The following is a 17,841-nucleotide window of genomic DNA, read 5'->3' on the forward strand; positions in this document are numbered from 1 at the left end:
AAGTCTATTTTTTACTCTAATTCTGCTTTGGTTAACGTAAGCTACTATTATTAAAAGCAAATATCGTATATATTGCACATCAATCTACAACAATTTGTATATTTTGCAAGTGCTAATACCGCATCTTTCATTGCCTTTTTAGACCAATAACAATCATGGATATGCTGCTTAATTTTTCTAATTTTGAGTTTGGGTTATGAAATTACCGGGCTCAACTCAGTTTACTTATCACCAAATTCAGAAGTTGATTCAGCATGGCTTAAATTTGGTGCATTTTCCTTGGCATATAGAGGCATTATATCGTCGTCATTATTGCCGCGAAGCTGCACGCGAGTTTCGCTACCGTGCCCCCATTATTTTGGCCTTATATGGTTTTTTAACCTTTGGTATTTATAAAATTAGTCTTGGCCATGAAGTGGGTATTACTTGGATGTATTACTACACATGGGTCGGTATTATTATTTTTATCGCTTGGGTATTGTCATTTATTAAAAAGTTGAGCCACTGGTTTGATATCTATGTCGGTATTGGCTCTATGATGGCGGTGGCACTGACTTTTTTAATGATTACCGTCATTGGTCCTGTACAAAGTAATGCGTTATTTCATGTGGCCATGATGTATGCGGTGGTGATTATTTATGGTTTTGTTGGCTTACGTTTTTATACCGCTTTTATTGCAGGTTGGTCTGGTGGTTTATTAGCGATGTTGGTCAGTTTATTGCTCGACTATAACATTGACTGGGTATTGTTTAACCGCACCTATACCTTCAGTAGTTTTTTAGGCATGGCTTTGGCCTACGCGATTGACCGCCAGCATCGTGAAAACTATTTACAAAACTGTATTATCGAACTCAATCAAAAAAAATTAAGTCAGCAAGCAGAACTATTAGAGTCTTTGTCACGTCAAGATGCTTTAACTGATCTGGCGAATCGACGTTATTTAGAAGAAGTGCTGACGCGAGAATGGTTTAACGCCTTACGCTATCAACAATCTTTGACTGTGATGATGATCGATATTGATTATTTTAAACATTATAACGACAGCTTTGGTCATGTAGCAGGAGATAACTGCTTAAAGGCAATTGCGACAGTGCTCAAACAAATCACCTCACGCGGTAATGAATTAGCAGCACGTTATGGAGGTGAAGAATTTATGCTCATTTTTCCCATGACTGATGCCCAACAAGCACAAAAAGTTGCGGACAAGCTATTACAATGTGTCAATGACTTAGCACTACCTCACCCCAATAGTTTAATTAGTGACAATATTACCGTCAGTATTGGCGTGATTAGTACCATTCCACAGCGTCATCATCAATTGTCAGATTTAATTATGCAAGCCGATCAAGCTTTATATCAGGCGAAGAAGTATGGTCGCAATCAGTATGCGTTACTGCGTTTATAAAGCCGAGTAATTGTTGTTCAATTTGGCGAGCGCTTTGGCTCAAATCAACGCTGTAAAATCCAATTGGATAATGCTGTATTTGCACATCTGCTTGAATCACCGCCCCTACACTCGGATATAACAAAATACCTTGCGTAAATTGAAAACGACTACCCACATATTCTTGGGAACGCAAATAAGTATATAACTGATAAATATGCTGACTTTTAAATAATTCAGCATTTTTATAATAGCCGCGCTGCAAAATTTGGGTAAATTTAGTGTCCATTAAAATACAGCGCCCATCCTGATGCTGCAAAATTAAGTCACTTTTCATTTGTGGTAATGCCTCATGCTGAGCATCAGATGGCCATTTCAGCACTGCCCCATACCAGATTTGCCAAGTCTTAGGTAAGTATTTTTTATAAAATCCTGCCATCGCTTTTTCAAACAAGCGACGCAACCAATGTACATCATCCTTCTTGGGTTGTTGTAAGCGCTGCCGGCCTGCTGTGGTCGAGGGCATCTTGCGCTCAAGTAGCAATTTCGCCAGCACTAAAATTTGCTGCAATTGCGGCTGCTCTACACCCAGTATACTCAACTGCAATACAGCATCTGGCGCCCTCACTGGCAACGTCACCCCTAGCTGGTGTAACTGACGTTGACAGCGTAATAATCGCATCGTCAAGGCCTTTTCATGGCGATCTTTGAGCATGCTGTGTAGTGCCCAACTCAGATATTGATGTTGCTGATGATTAAAACCTAAGTCTGCATAATGGCAATACACCTTGCCCTGTTGCATACTTTGGCGCAAATAGCTCTGGCCTAAGTCGACCTTACCACGAATATGGCTCAAGGCTTGATGCTGCGGCAGATACGCATGTTGCGGCGCCTGTAAATAGTGTTCAAGCAAGTCAACAAACCACGCGACTAAGGGCGATGTCGAGGTTGGGTTATCTAAAATGGCGACGGCTTGGCGGGTATGACTCAAATTCAAATCCGAGGCATATAACATCAACAGCCAAATATTGGCAATAGGAATACCAGCATAGCAATTCATCGTGGCACATCTAAAAGTCGCATTTGCCATGCCTCAAACTGAGCGGTGTCATCGCTGTAGTAGTGCTCTAGCAAAGGTAAAATCTCACTTTCGATAATATCTTGATACCAGCTATATGGCTCCTGTATCTGATGACGCGGAGTAAAATAGCTTTGCCCAATCATTAAGGCTTTGCCTAAATACGGATGTTCGGCGATCTCTTGGTTTAATTGCTGTATGCTGCTTTGAATATGTTGAAGCAAAGTCAGGCTTAAGCCATAGGCTGCACTATAGTCAAACCATGCATCATTAAAGCTTGGGCTAAGCGTTGCAAAGGCAAAGCGGCGTCTTAACGCCACATCTAAAGGTGCTAGACTACGGTCCGCACTGTTCATGCTGGCAATTACATACAGATTATCTGGGATATACACTTTTTCATCTGCTTTGGCATAGGTCAGGCTTAAAGCCTCTCGCGGATGACGCTTGGAGCTTTCTAATAAGGTCAGCATCTCACCAAAGATTTGCGCAGTTTGACCGCGATTCATCTCTTCAATCACCATGACAAAACGGTCATTGGGAAACTGTTGTGCTTTTTGAATCAGTTGTAAGAAAGGGCCATCGACCAGTTGCAACTGGGTCTGCCCTTGGGCATTGGGCACTGGCCGCCAACCCCGAATAAAATCTTCATAACTGGTATTGGCATGAAATTGCATCACACAAACATGCCCTGCGGCTTGATGTCCAACCACCGTATAGGCTAATCGTTTGGCTAACCACGTTTTACCTGTACCACTTGCGCCTTGTAACACTAGGTTCTTTTTATTTAAAACGCGCTGTTGTAATTGTTGCAACGTGTCTAGACTTAAAAAACAACCGTCATCGATAATTTGTTGCAGCCCATAACTGGCCACAGGTACATCTTGCAAAGCCATCTCCACATCGCTTAAGTCTTGATCATTATCATTGGCCAAACTTTTTAAGCCGCCTAATTGTTCCCAAGCATATAAAGCCAATTCTGGGAAGTTACGCGGCAAACTGTAAGGGGTTTGAAAATGATGCTGTAACTCGAACAATAAATCTAAATAATTCTGACCACAACAGCGACCTTTGGCGCCTTGTTTGGCGATAGAAAATTGCAAATCTTCTTGAATATATTGCTGCGACTGACTGTCTAAGCTGACAAAACTTTCAGGAGCTAACCAAAATAAGCCCATACTCAGATTCCAACCTACAGCATGTTGTTGGCTGACTTGATCATAGTGTTGCATAAATTGTTGAGCATGTTCATCTGTTGGCTGCTCGGCATAGCTAAGTGCAGTAGCAAAAAATTGCCATAGTTGTTGCACGGCAGGCACATAATTGCGCTGATTGACAGCAAAGAAACACGAACTTTGATTATTTAAAATTGGAATGCCATCAAAGTTTTGCGGTGCAGCTAAGTTAATTTTTAAAAAGTCGGCAAGATCTTGGGCAATGGCATGGCGTTTTTGGCTATTCATACCACGATTAAACATGCCCAATACGGTAAATGGACAAATATCGCTTAAATCTTTAGCCAATAAATAATTCAGTTGATAGCGCTGTGCCAACTGCAGCACAAAGTTCACTAAGGGCTGGCGCTGCTGTTGATATGCCAATAAAGCCTTGGCCAAGGCTTGATAAAATTCGGTCCAAGCAAAGCGCAAATCAAGCTTGGGCTGTTGCCAATAGGCAGACTGTAAAAATGTGGCTGTCTCTTGCGCACGATCATGCACAACAAAGTCAATTAAGGCTTGATTCATCCAATGCGTGGCTGGTACCGCCCAGATCTTAGCTTGATGCACAAAATACTGCCATGTTTTAGGGGCAAAATTTTCTTGCCATACAATACAAATCTGCTGTTGTGTTTTGTTTTGAATATGACCGCGAGCCTGAATGTGAAGCTCAGGTATGCTGCTAGACTTAGACGTAGTGGGCAGATGTTTGATCGCAATGCTATCTCCAATCTGCATCTGTTGTAAAACAGCCAAGGGCGGGCTAAATAGCGCTGTATCTTGTGCAATTAAAGCGATGTCAATCAGCCAAAGCATCTGCTGGGTCATAAAAATCCACCTATCGAGAGCACTCTAGTATAACGATTTTTGCTATTGCCTTCGTTATAAATCAGTCACACTAGCCCCAGCAGTATTCATTTTCCGCAGTTTTTAATTTTTGCTAAACTAGGCCATTCTGTTATGACCTTTTATGAATAAGGCTTTTTGATCTATGAGTAGCTCCAGCGCAGCAGCAATTGCCAATTTATCTACCCTTACCCCGATGATGCAGCAATATTTTAAGGTCAAACTGCAACACCAAGATTCGTTGCTGTTTTATCGCATGGGCGACTTTTATGAGCTATTTTTTGAAGATGCACAACGAGCCGCCAAACTGTTAGGCATTACCTTAACTCATCGTGGTAAGGTCAATGGCGATCCCATTCCTATGGCAGGCGTGCCCTATCATTCAGCAGAAGGTTATTTAGCACGCTTAGTTAAAAAAGGCGTGACGGTGGCGATTTGTGAGCAAGTCGGTGAAGTCACAGGCAAAGGCCCTGTCGATCGTCAAGTGGTGCGTATTTTAACCCCCGGCACCTTAACCGATGATGCACTGCTCAATAGCCATCAATCCTCTAACTTAGTCGCGCTATGTTTACAACAAAAACAAGTGGGTATTGCCCTACTTGATTTAAGTGCCGGTATTTTTAAAGTTCAACAGCTTGAGTTTAAGCCTGAACATTTAGCGATTGAATTGGCGCGTTTAATGCCAAGTGAAATTGTCGTAGATGAAGACTTTGCTGATCTTGAGTTACTAGAAAGCTTAAAAAAACAGTTGGAATGTCCAATCTCTAAGCGCCCCAATGTGGATTTTAATTTAAATAATGCGCAAAAAACCTTATGTGATCAGTTTGCGGTAAGTACGCTCTCTGGCTTTGGCATTGACCATTTACCACTGGCCAAAGCGGCAGCGGCAGCCTTAATTTATTATGCCAAAGACACCCAAAAAACCGCGCTACCGCATATTCGCAGTATTCAATTGGAACAAAGTTCTGATTTTATTGCCTTAGATCCAGTCACACGGCGCAATTTAGAATTGGTTGAGCCTTTATTTGAGCATGGCACGTCTCTGTTTGATTTGGTCAATGACTGCCAAACAGCCATGGGCGCGCGTTTATTACATCGTACATTGATGCAACCGATGCGTGATACCAAAATCTTAGACGCACGTTTAGACGCGATCCAAGCCTGTGTCGATGGTTATTTTGAAGCGCCAATGCGTTTGCTGCTCAAAGACATTGGCGACATTGAACGTGTGTTAAGCCGTGTCGCTTTAGGTACAGCACGTCCGCGTGATTTGGTACAACTGCGTCAAGCCTGTGCACAAATTCCAGAATTACGTCAAAGCATTTTAAGTTTAAGTCAGCGTTCTGATCTGATTGCACAGCTCAATCAGGAATTGGGTGATTTTAATGGTTTGCATCAACATTTAATGGCTGCCATCGTTGAAAATCCGCCAGTATTACTGCGTGACGGTAATGTAATTGCCGAAGGCTTTGATGCAGAACTCGATGAACTACGCCAAATTCGCGATCATGCTGGACAATTCTTAATTAACCTTGAAATTCAAGAGCGCCAAAACACGGGCATTAATACCCTCAAGATCGGTTATAACCGCGTCAGTGGCTATTATATTGAATTGACCCGTGCCCAAGCCGAACAAGCACCCGAACATTATATTCGCCGTCAAACCCTTAAAAATGCTGAACGTTATATCACGCCTGAGTTAAAAGCCTTTGAAGATAAAGTTTTATCGAGTGAATCACGCGCCCTAGCCCGTGAAAAAATGTTGTTTGAAGCCTTGCTAGAAAATTTACGTGCTGATATCGGCAATTTACAAATAATGAGCAGCGCCATCGCACAGCTCGATTTAATCAGTAACTTCGCCCATCAAGCGCGTTTACGCAATTGGTCTCGTCCTGAATTTTCCCCAGAAGTTGGGGTAAATATTATTGCCGGTCGTCATCCTGTGGTCGAAGCCCTAAGCAAAGCCGCATTTACCCCAAACAATACCAGTCTTGATGAGCAACATCGTATGGCCATTATTACTGGCCCGAATATGGGCGGTAAATCGACCTTTATGCGACAAACGGCATTAATTGCACTGCTCGCCTATTGCGGCTGTTATGTACCGGCACAAGCAGCAACTTTAGGCCCGATTGACCGTATCTTTACCCGTATTGGTTCAGCCGATGATTTATCAACCGGTAAATCTACCTTTATGGTGGAAATGACCGAAACTTCGCAAATTTTGCATCATGCCACCAACCAATCTTTAGTGTTGATGGATGAAGTAGGTCGCGGCACCAGTACCTATGATGGTTTATCGCTAGCGTGGGCGTGTGTGTTAGATCTTACTAAACGTATTCAATGTTTATGCTTATTTGCCACGCATTATTTTGAGTTAACAGAATTAGGGCAAGAATCTGGCATTGATAATTATCATGTGACTGCCAAAGAGCTGAATGGCAACTTGATTTTATTACATAAAGTCCAGCACGGGCCTGCCAGTCAAAGTCATGGTTTACAGGTGGCGAAGCTGGCCGGTATTCCACAGCATGTAATCATTGATGCACAAAAGCGTTTGGGCTTACTGGAAAAACAGCAGCAAAAGCATCGTACCGTATTGCCACAAGCGGACTTGTTTAGCAGCACTCAAGTAATTGAGCGTGAAGTGGAACGTGTGGTTGAGGTCGTAAAACCATCGGCAACACTCGCTGCGTTAAGCCAAATTGAGGTGGATGATTTAACGCCACGCCAAGCGCTTGAGCAACTGTATGCTTTAAAAGCCCTACTTAAATCAGAGTAATTCTCATTTAAATTCAAGCATTTTACAAAAGGTCATCTCTAGATGGCCTTTTTTGTGGTTTTTTTCAGCAGTTTTTTGCTTTTATTGATCTAAGCAGTCGTATATATAACAAATATCAATAAAAGGAATTGTTAGTTCAGGGCTTTTTTGCCTAAAATACAGCTTAGTTATTCGAAGCATATTTTAGGTAGCTGTCGCCATGACCTTTGTTGTCACTGAAAACTGTATTAAATGTAAATATCAAGACTGCGTTGAAGTTTGTCCTGTTGACTGTTTCTACGAAGGTCCAAACTTCTTGGTTATTAACCCAGACGAATGTATCGACTGCGCATTGTGTGAACCAGAATGCCCTGCCAATGCCATTTTCTCTGAAGATGAGTTGCCAGAAGGTCAAGAAGTGTTTATTGAGCTAAATGCTGAATTATCACAAACTTGGCCAAATATCACGCAAATTGGTGATCAACCAGAAGACCGTGAAGAATGGAACGGTAAAACCGATAAATTACAATATTTAGAAAAATAAGTATTGTGTAAAAAAGACCAGTTAATCTGGTCTTTTTTTATACGCAAACTACACATTTCATTGCAATTACTTGCGCTGTTACACTTTAATTTGCATTACACTTAAGCCCACACTCATGATCATTAAAATAGCCGAATGAAGCATTTGATTAAGGCTGCACTGGCGGTCGCTATTGTGCCTTTTGTTGTTATTGGCTGTAGTTCTAGTCCTCAAAAAGGCATGACTACTGCTGATGGAAAACGCATTTATATTCCGCGCGAAAAAATTATTATCGAGCGTCCTATCCCCCCTAAAGTGATTCCAAACTCCTATCATCATTGGAGTAGTGTCAGCTATAACCTCGGCTTAGCGCGTGATTATGATCAATTTTTACAGCGCAATCAGGTCGGCAATATTATTCCGATGCATGAACTGTTACGTACTGCGCGCGATTGGCAAAAATGTGGCCGTTCAGAATATATGGTGCCTACGCGTGAATTGTGGAATAACCAAATTCCAACCTTACGTGTGTTTAAATACTTAGTTGCCGCTAAAGTCTTAACCGATTTTGAAGTCACTTCGGTGTACCGTGATTTACCCTTAAATAAATGTGCAGGTGGGGCCAACTCATCACGGCATTTATTTAACTCTGCTATCGATTTTAGAATTGGTCCACAATATCCACGCGCCGAAGATTATGCCTTTATTGAAGCGACTAAATTTAAGCTATGCCAGTTCTGGAGCCAACATGGTCAAAGTTTTAACATGGGCTTAGGTCTATATGCTTCTGGGCAAATTCATATTGATACCCAAGGTTTCCGCACGTGGGGGCCAGATTTAAGCCGACGTAGTTCGATGTGTAATTACAATAGTGATTTTTAAATAGAGGTCTACGGACCTCTTTTTTATTGACTAAGATTTAGGCAAATATCTTGTTAAAAATTGCACTCTAGAGGGAAAAGTTTAAAATGCATGCATTATTTGTAAGATGACCCTGACTATGCAACAAATGTGGACCGAACTCGACCAATATATCGAATCACATTTAATTCCTGAAGATCCTATTTTAACCCAAACCCTAGAAAATACTGCGGCACATGGTTTTCCAGATCACTTAGCTGTGGCAGCCAATCAAGGCATGTTATTGCAAATGCTCATTCAAATGAACAACTGCAAACGCGTGTTAGAATTGGGGACCTTTGCAGCGTATAGCACAGTTTGGTTAGCACGCGCATTACCTGAAGATGGTTACATCTTAACCATGGAAGGTCGTGATACGCATGCCGCAATGGGTCAAGAAAACATTGATCGTGCCAACTTAAAACCTACAGTTGAACTCAAATGCGGTCGCGCAGCCGATATTTTACGTGCACTGCCTGAAGACACCGAAGCCTTTGACTTTATCTTTATTGATGCCGACAAACAAAGTTATCCTGAATATTTAGAGCTATGCCTCGCGCGCTCACATTCAGGTACCGTGATTTTCTTAGATAACGTGATTCGTGCCGGTGCTTTATTAGATGAAAATAATAAAAAACCAAGTATTGAAGGCTTACGGGATATGTTTAGCTTGATGCAAAATCATCCTAAAATCCTGTCTTGCACGGCGCTACAAACAGTTGGCTCTAAAGGCCATGACGGTTTTGCTTTAGCTATTGTCAAATAAGATTAAAAATTAACCTTTTACTTTTTTATTATATTTTTCATTAGCTTAATAATATTATCCACGAAGTTATCCACAATTAATGCGGATAACTTTGGGATATATTTTTCCCTAATTTTAAGTTATAGCAGTTTATTTCACCACGAGCAATGGGACTTTACTATTTCTAAAAATACTGGTGGTAATACTACCTAAGAAAAATTGATGAATTTTACTGTGACTAAAAGCCCCCAGTAAAATCAGTTGAATGCCATGTTGTTGTTGATAAGCTAAAATATTTTCCGAAACATCGCCATAACGATATTCCACCACCACATCTAAGCCTTTTTCGCGTAAATAATTACTTGGTTCAGTTAATATCTCAGGATGATCTCCGACATAGAGTAAATGACATTGTAAGGTGCGTAGTAGATCACTCTCTGCCACGCGCTTCATCATTTGTAAACAGGTTGGCGAATATTCATAAGCAAAAATAAAGCGTGTGGGTGGCTTAAAAGTTTCGCCCACTGTCATCACCGCACAACGTGCGCCACGAATAAAGTTTTCGACATTGCCACCTAAGATTTTATTTTTTTCTGCAGCACGTTCACCCACGCGTCCAATTAAAACGAAATCATCTTCGCGCAGCACGTTAAAGCTTTGCTCTAAGAAATCTCCTTTTTCTTGAATATGCGTGGTTTTAATCCCATGTTTAAACGCAATTAAATCAGAAATATGCTTCAGTAAATTATTGCTATAACTGAGTGCCAATTCGCTTTGCTTTTCTTCAAGCTCCGCCAACTCTTTGAGTAACATGGCATTGCTTTCAAAGCCAATGACGCCACTAATTTCACCTAAATGATAACTGGCGGGGTAATAATCAAGAACTTGTAATAAGACCAGTTCACGACCCGTTTGCTTGGCAACCCAAGCTGCAGCATCAGCTAAGGCATTGATGCAGGGTGATGAATCAATACAAGCAATAACTCGTTTCATATTCGCCTCTCTTCGCATGTTTTTGTGGCGGGTGTTTTATGGTTATTGTCCTTAACTTAGCATATTTTATTTGGCTGTGGCACTTTATTCACGATAACGAAGCAAACGTGCTGGGTTGCCTGCCACAATTTCACGCGCACCAATATCTTTGGTGACCATACTGTTCATGCCCACAATCGCTTGATCAGCAATTTTTACGCCATCTTTAATGCCGACATGTGCCCCAAGCCAAACATCGCGACCAATTTCAATGCCTTGTGAGCGTACTGCTTGCTGATAAATCGGCATATCTAAGTCCATGCCATGATCAAAGGCATACAAATGACAATAAGCAGCAATACGTACTTGGTCATGCAGCTTAATTCCAACCCGACCACCATCTAAAATACAGTGATGATTAATGGCGACTTCATTGCCAATCTCTAATGGTCCATGCAAAGTACAATCTGCGGCAATAAAAGTATTGTCACCAATCACAATGTCACGACCACGTTCAGCAAAAATATGTGCGAGCGGTGAGATAAAACAGTTTTTACCAATCTGCACCGTTTCCATTTGCATTAAATAGTCTTGGTATTCTTGCTGCCACGCTTCAGCCCAAGCACGATGTTTAGGCTTTAAGGAATAATATAACCATGGCATATAATTCAGGCGCTGTTTATGTTGCTCACGGTATTTCAGTAAAGGATCCAATTCAGTCATCTGTCGCATCCTCAATGATTTTGATGGCTTCGCGACCACGCGTAACATCTTGCAGTTTGATTTTTAACGGCTCAATTTGATGCACTTGTAGACGTGCATTAATCTGTACCCCAGTTGCTGTGTAATCTTCTTGATATTCAATCTGCTGTTGTTTCAGCTCATATTGCAAAATTGCCCATTCATTAAATTGGCAAGCAAACTCAATCTGCTTTTTTTCAATCAGCTCAATTTTTTCTGCTTGTAGCAAACATTGCCCTGCCGAGCCCCCATAAGCACGAACCAAGCCACCTGTGCCAAGTTTTATGCCCCCATACCAACGATTCACCAACACCAAGACATTGGTTAAATCATTGCCCTCAATCGTGGCTAAAATTGGACGACCTGCGGTGCCAGAAGGTTCACCATCATCATTAAAACGCACATTCACGCCTATTTTCCATGCCCAGCATTGATGCGTGGTACTTGGATCTTTGACCGCGTCTAAAAACGCTTTCACATCCTGCTCATTTTCGACAGGTACAGCAATCGCTTCAAAACGACTTTTTTTAATCTCTTCTTCATAGCGTACTGACGCGGCTAAAGTAAACATAATACGGATCTTAAAGCATCTTTATCGGCTATTTTAACCAAAAAAAAGCGACTTTCCTTAGAAAATCGCTTTTTTTCACAACGCTTATAACTTTATAAACATTGTTGTAATAACACTTTGTTGTCGGGTCTTAAAAAGCTAAAGAAACGTTTTGATTCAACAAAAGCATAATGCTGCTGTTGAAATGCATAAAAGCTCACTTGATCTTTGCCATAGCTTTGTACTTGCAGTTTTTGATAAGCAGCAGGTACTTGGCGTAAGTCTTTAGGTACAGACACATGCGGTGTGACTAAACCTTCAACTAAACGCACTAAGGTTTTATCGCCCACGATATAAGACAACTCAGCGGCTTTCTCCATTTGGCAATCTAAGGCATAACGACCATGTAATTGCTGGGGTACTTCAGCATAGCTCACAACACTGATACAGGCTAAACCTAGACCTAGTAACATATTTTTCATTTGAGATTCTCGCTCTATTTTGAAAGTTAAAGTTAAGCAAGGAAGCAGAATACTGCCTCCTTGACATAGGTCTTAGTAAAGGATCTGATTGTTGGCCAGTAACTCATCTAGACTGACTGCTGTGTCTTTCAGGATTAATAACTGAGTATCAGTAAATTGATCTTGCTTCACACTGCCGTCTGCTTCAAATTGTTTACCGTCACGGTCAATCGAAATCACGGTGTCTTTACCTTGCTGAGTCACAGAAATAAAGTTGGCTAAATTTAAGGTCGAGTTGTATTGCTCAAGCAATGCCGAAACATCCACCTGATCACCATCTGCGCCCACTTCAAAGTCTTGCCATACATCTAAGCCGTTACCACCTACTGCATCTTTACGATCCAATAAGTCAAAGATGACGGTATCGCTACCTTCGCCCATCGTAAAGATATCATTGGCTGAACCACTTTCTACGATATCTGCCTTTGATGAACCCATGACATTTTTGCCCACATTGATTTCAATAGTAGCAGTATCTGACTCACCCGTTGGCGATACGATGTTATAGACAAAGATGTCTTTACCACCCCCTTTACCATTTGGTGTATAGGTATAGCTACCATCACCACGCACAGTTAAACTACCGTACTGACCCAATACCACAATTTCTTGCGCAATTTTTGCAGGATCAAGACTTAAGACTTTATGACCAAACTGAACCACAGTTTGTGCCAGTAGGTCTTCCATCAACATATCATTGTCTAAGAAGTTACCTTGAACTTGATGCTCAATATAGTTTTCCGTTAGATCGGTATCCCATTGATCAACATATGCTTCTTTGACTTTAATGTCATAACCGTAGCTTTGACGTGTCCATGTACGACCTGGTACTTCTAATACCACTTGGTACTGACCTGCAGCCAAATTATGTAACTCTGCCGTTGCAATTGCTGTGGTTTCACCCGTCACTGTCGCTTGTTTTACAACTTCATTGATGGTGTTACCCAATGCATCTTTTACACGAATAATCGAGTAAGTGACTTTGACGTTATAACCTGAAATCTCAGTTAAAGTTTGCAAGCTAAGTTCAATACTCTTCGCAGTTGTATCACTTGCTAGAATATTGAAGGTTTCTGTAATTTTGACGCCACTAGAGTTAGTTGCACCAATTGCATTTTTATTGGCTGTAATGTCACTAGACTTGTCAAATATAACAGCTTCGTCATTGACCTTATTGATCATCACAGCTGTGGTATACAACGTATTGCCTGCAGCATCTACAGTATCCGCTTTTGCATCTACAGTACCCAACTTCACATTTAAAATGGCAACTTCGCTTGCACCCGTCACAAGGTTCTTGGTGATATAGCTAAAGGTATCCACTTTACCGTAGTTTGGTGGGAGTGCTGTATTATCAACAACATATGTATAGCTGCCGTCAGAATAAACAGTAATTGTGCCATAGTCACCTTGAACCGTAACGCCTTGCGGTGTCATGTCTTGGCCGTCTACAGTGGTTACTGCAAATTCTGGGCTCAGACCAAGCTCATCGCTAATACCACCTTGGTATTTGTCGACTTTGTTGTAGTCATATACGGTCATGCTGTCGGCTGTTAAGGTTGAGCCACCTGCTACACTTACCCCACCTGTAGTCAGGTAAGCCACATACTCACCTTCCATAAAGGTCACTGTTTCAGGGTCATTGTGAATACCACCCAATGGAATACCTAATACAGCCAACGGTACAATTAAGAAACTCTCATTCACATGATACATTTCATATTGACCCGTAGTTGGGTTTTTCTTGTAGATAACTAAGTCAGATACATTACCTAACCCTACGACTGAACTACCCGTTGCACTAAAGGTCATATCCACGATTTGACCTTGCTTCACGCTAATGTTTAGGCCTTTGTTAGTGCCAATAACACTTGCATCAACCACACTACCTAAGCCAATACCTGCCACACCAAATGCTGTGGTTTTATTTTCACCATTGGTAATTGGGTTATCGACATTGACTTTCGGATATTCTGTAACACCTGGTTCAATGGTTAATTCTGCAACAACAGTATCAATGTCTTGATTTGGTGGTACATAGTCCAAAGTCACGTTGAGTTTTGCAGTGCTGCTGGTTCCCAAAGTTGGATCAAAAATGGTGTACTCAAAACTGTCTACATCACCATAGTTAAAGTTTTTGGTGTTATAGGCGGTATAGGTGTAGTCACCATTGGCAGCGATCGTTAAAGTACCGTATTTACCTTCAATTACAGTCAATTCTGAGAACTGATCAGTTTGTACCACTTGACCATTGACCATCATGACATACGTGGTGTCTAGAACGTAGTCGGCTGAACCTTCCTCTAAGTTCAAGTCTGTAATCACATTGCCTTGTGCCTGACCTGCAACTGAAATTGGGTTGGCATAATCAAGTAACAAGTCTTGTGTAGTTTCTAAGGTATAACCAAACAGTACGTTGACACCACGAGTTGGTTCTAATAAAGCAATATATTGACCTTCTTCTAAGGTATAAGTTAACTCATCAGATACACCACCGAGCAGTGCCGCACCAAACCAGCTTTCTTCTTGGCTAAATAGCTCATATTGCTTAAATTCAGCATTCCATTTATAAATAAATAGATCGAAGTCTGCCAGCAGTTGTACACCACCTGTTTGTGCCTTAAAGGTAATCTCACGCTTCGTATCCGCTGCAACATTCACTTCAAAACGGTTTTCAGGTTTGACTGCACCTAGGTCTAAAACGCTACCTAAGCCCACGTATGCTACGTTGACGATACTCTTACTTGCCAGTGCTTGTTCAGAAATGGTTGGATCAACCATCAAGGTTAAATCTACAGCATCATTTACTGCCTCAATGCTGCTTTGTTCCCCGCCATTAATATCAATGGTTAAGGTCACATTTTCCTGAACCTGATCACCATTGCTTACGGTGTAACTAAATACATCCGTTTTACCTACTTGGGTAACTGTCGGGTTGAGTTGATAAGTGTATTCGCCATTTGCCCAAATCGTCAGTACACCATGTTTACCTACAATTTGAGTGCCTGTCTCGACACTTGGATCAACCGCAATATTTTGATTTTTTGAAGCATCTAATAACTGGTTGCTAATATGCGTCACTTTCAAACCTGCTGCACCAGCAAAGTCATTTTCTAATACATTGGCACTTACAGAACCTGGTGCATAGAAATATTCTTCATGTGCAACATTCACTTCCATCTTTTCAAGTAAAGACAAAGTGTTTGACACCAATGGTGCAACTACACTGTCAACCAGCTTATCAACAAGACCAACCACTTGATTGATGACAGGTAAGTTGAGTAATGCATTGAGCAATACAGAAACTGGGCTGGTTAACACATTGACTGCACCAAGTACGCCACCAAGTAGGTCAATTAAGCCTTGAGTTGACGGACTATTTGCACCTAACAATTTAGATACTGTATCAAGCAAGGCTTCTTGGCTTTGCGAACCGAGTAAGGTACCTTCAGCACCCAAATTCGCTAGCTCAATATCGGTTAATAGCTTGGTGAGCGCACTTTCATCAGCATAAGTACTAATACGGTATTCACCTTCAGGTAAACCATAGAAGCTTAATGTATGTGTACCATTATCAATTGCACCAAGCGCATATTGCGTACCTAGGGATGCCACTACACCTTCACCACCTAATGGTGCAGACATAAAGATTTCCCACGCCCCTGTCGCTGGGTTTTGTTTTTGTACAATGACACCGTATGCTTTAGCCACTGTTAATAACGAATCACTCTTAAACGATACCGTCACAGCACCAATTGATTCTGAGCTTTGCTCTGGCTTTTCAGCATCACCAATAGTGAATACTGTACCGTACTGAATATCCTCGTTCATTGAGTCATCAATAGCGAGTAGATTCAAGAATTGTGATGATTCAACTTTGATCGGAGCTGATACATCTTTTTCTAAAGTCGTATCAAATGCGTTCTCATCTGGTAAAGCTAGACCAACTGAGATATCAAATGTTTGTGTATTTGACTGCACTAGTGCTGTATTACCTAAAACATCATATACGGTAGCAGTCGCGATGAGCTGTGCAGAACCATCCACTAAGCCCACTAAATTGTTAGCAATCTTCGCAGTCCAAGAACCATCACTGTTTACAGTCAAGTCATCATCAGCCGCATTAAGCTTCACTGTATAAGTTTGACCAGCAATGCTGAAGGTCAACTCAATGTCTGAAATCAAATCTCCTTGTGTTAAGGCAACTTGACCACTGATATTTAAATAACCATCACTTAACTCATCCGCATGAACAACAAAGTCATTCCCTTCAATTGCGGTAATGGTATGTAGTGCATCTGCAGAAGCAATTTGAGTATCGACATTAATGTTGTCATTAAAAGTCACATCCGCAGTGTTACCTGCTGGGTCAACAACAACTGCTTTTACTTCAATCGGGTTGGTACCCTCATTCAGATCAGATGTTGGTACGGTCGCTGTCCATTTACCCTCTGGGGTCACGGTCGCTTCAACCACTTCACCATTCACTAAGACTTCGATGCTTTGTGCTGTTTCACCATCTTCTAAGCCAGTCACTTGACCTGTAATGGTTACGGTCTCAGCTTCAAGCTCTTTCGCGTTGAGGATGTTGTCTTCTGTCACATCATCCATGCTGATCGCAGCTTCAGGCGCTTGCTTATCGACATGAATGTTGTCATTGAAGGTCACATCTGCAGTGTTACCTGCTGGGTCAACAACAACTGTATTCACTTCAATCGGGTTGGTACCCTCATTCAGATCAGATGTTGGTACGGTCGCTGTCCATTTACCTTCTGGGGTCACGGTCGCTTCAACCACTTCACCATTCACTAAGACTTCGATGCTTTGTGCTGTTTCACCATCTTCTAAGCCAGTCACTTGACCTGTAATGGTTACGGTCTCAGCTTCAAGCTCTTTCGCGTTGAGGATGTTGTCTTCTGTCACAGGATCAATAGTGATCTGAGCATTTGGCGCAAGAGTATCCACATCAAAGCTAAGCGTTTGCTCGATCACAGGTTTTAAGCCATTTAAATCACTTACGATTAATTCGACGCTAACCAGTTGTTGCCCTTGTACAAGTGTCTCTGCTGGAATTTGTGCTGTCCATGTGCCATCAGTATTAACTACAGCATCAACAGTTTTCCCTGCGATAGTTACTTTTAGACTTTCAATTTTTTGATTGTCTTGTAAGTCTACTAAATAACCACTCACGTTGACAAAGCCATCTGCAATTTCTGCCGCAGTCACTAAGTTATCGCCTTCAACAGCATCAATCATCACGTCTGGCATGATATCAGAATCGCTGTCAGAATCCGAGTCGCTGTCCGAATCCGAGTCGCTGTCCGAATCAGAATCAGAATCGCTGTCTGAGTCAGAGTCAGAGTCGCTATCAGAGTCAGAATCCGAGTCGCTGTCCGAGTCAGAGTCAGAGTCAGAATCGGAGTCGATCTCAGCGTCAGCATCGCTGTCCGAATAAGCATCGCTGTCCACATCCGGGACCCTACCGCCAGCAAGGCGCCTGTTCAGTATCTGATCACAATCAAGAACCACTGCCACTGACACGACACACACCGTCACGCTTCAAACAATAAAAGTACAGATAGAACATATCTACATAACTACAATAA

Annotated in this window: 12 protein-coding genes; 5 read left to right on the forward strand and 7 right to left on the reverse strand. The window is 41.7% G+C overall.

The window, feature by feature from the left end; all coding sequences use genetic code 11:
- Positions 1-196 precede the first annotated feature (196 nt).
- Entirely contained in the window at positions 197-1,405 is a 1,209-nt protein-coding gene (locus tag CYK47_RS01205; protein WP_122898109.1) for a GGDEF domain-containing protein, read from the forward strand.
- Here the strand turns inward: CYK47_RS01205 and CYK47_RS01210 are convergent.
- Entirely contained in the window at positions 1,332-2,444 is a 1,113-nt protein-coding gene (locus tag CYK47_RS01210; protein WP_164709124.1) for a 5-methylcytosine restriction system specificity protein McrC, read from the reverse strand. The two genes, CYK47_RS01205 and CYK47_RS01210, sit on opposite strands and share 74 nt — an antisense overlap.
- Positions 2,441-4,504, reverse strand: coding sequence for an McrB family protein (locus CYK47_RS01215; protein WP_122898112.1), 2,064 nt, complete (start codon positions 4,502-4,504; stop codon positions 2,441-2,443). The genes CYK47_RS01210 and CYK47_RS01215 overlap by 4 nt, the downstream gene beginning before the upstream one ends.
- Positions 4,505-4,667: 163 nt before the next feature.
- Here CYK47_RS01215 and mutS point away from each other — a divergent pair, with 163 nt between their 5' ends.
- The 4 genes from mutS to CYK47_RS01235 all read left to right on the forward strand — a co-directional run bounded on the left by mutS (position 4,668) and on the right by CYK47_RS01235 (position 9,472).
- Positions 4,668-7,304: a DNA mismatch repair protein MutS gene (mutS, locus tag CYK47_RS01220; protein WP_122898114.1), complete on the forward strand. Its 2,637-nt coding sequence runs from the start codon at positions 4,668-4,670 to the stop codon at positions 7,302-7,304.
- 199 nt (positions 7,305-7,503) lie between these two features.
- Positions 7,504-7,827, forward strand: a complete 324-nt coding sequence (gene fdxA / locus CYK47_RS01225; RefSeq protein ID WP_122898116.1) for a ferredoxin FdxA — start codon at positions 7,504-7,506, stop codon at positions 7,825-7,827.
- 135 nt (positions 7,828-7,962) lie between these two features.
- Complete coding sequence (locus CYK47_RS01230) at positions 7,963-8,688, forward strand: D-Ala-D-Ala carboxypeptidase family metallohydrolase (protein ID WP_122898118.1); 726 nt, start codon at positions 7,963-7,965, stop codon at positions 8,686-8,688.
- 118 nt (positions 8,689-8,806) lie between these two features.
- Complete coding sequence (locus tag CYK47_RS01235; protein ID WP_122898154.1) at positions 8,807-9,472, forward strand: O-methyltransferase; 666 nt, start codon at positions 8,807-8,809, stop codon at positions 9,470-9,472.
- Between the two features lie 129 nt (positions 9,473-9,601).
- Here CYK47_RS01235 and CYK47_RS01240 read toward each other — a convergent pair whose 3' ends face one another.
- From CYK47_RS01240 to CYK47_RS01260, 5 genes are all read right to left on the reverse strand, one after another.
- The gene (locus CYK47_RS01240; protein ID WP_122898120.1) at positions 9,602-10,444 is read right to left on the reverse strand and encodes a universal stress protein; all 843 of its coding nucleotides are present in this window, start codon (positions 10,442-10,444) and stop codon (positions 9,602-9,604) included.
- Between the two features lie 84 nt (positions 10,445-10,528).
- Complete coding sequence (locus tag CYK47_RS01245) at positions 10,529-11,146, reverse strand: acyltransferase (protein WP_122898122.1); 618 nt, start codon at positions 11,144-11,146, stop codon at positions 10,529-10,531.
- Positions 11,139-11,735, reverse strand: coding sequence for an IMPACT family protein (locus CYK47_RS01250; RefSeq protein WP_502697042.1), 597 nt, complete (start codon positions 11,733-11,735; stop codon positions 11,139-11,141). The genes CYK47_RS01245 and CYK47_RS01250 overlap by 8 nt, the downstream gene beginning before the upstream one ends.
- A gap of 92 nt (positions 11,736-11,827) precedes the next feature.
- Positions 11,828-12,196 carry a hypothetical protein gene (locus CYK47_RS01255; RefSeq protein WP_122898126.1) on the reverse strand — a complete coding sequence of 123 codons (369 nt, stop codon included), beginning with the start codon at positions 12,194-12,196 and terminating at the stop codon, positions 11,828-11,830.
- 72 nt (positions 12,197-12,268) lie between these two features.
- Complete coding sequence (locus CYK47_RS01260) at positions 12,269-17,704, reverse strand: BapA/Bap/LapF family large adhesin (RefSeq protein ID WP_164709125.1); 5,436 nt, start codon at positions 17,702-17,704, stop codon at positions 12,269-12,271.
- Positions 17,705-17,841: the final 137 nt, after the last annotated feature.

The sequence above is a fragment of the Acinetobacter sp. B51(2017) genome, assembly GCF_003711395.1.
In the GTDB taxonomy this organism is placed as follows: Bacteria; Pseudomonadota; Gammaproteobacteria; order Pseudomonadales; family Moraxellaceae; genus Acinetobacter.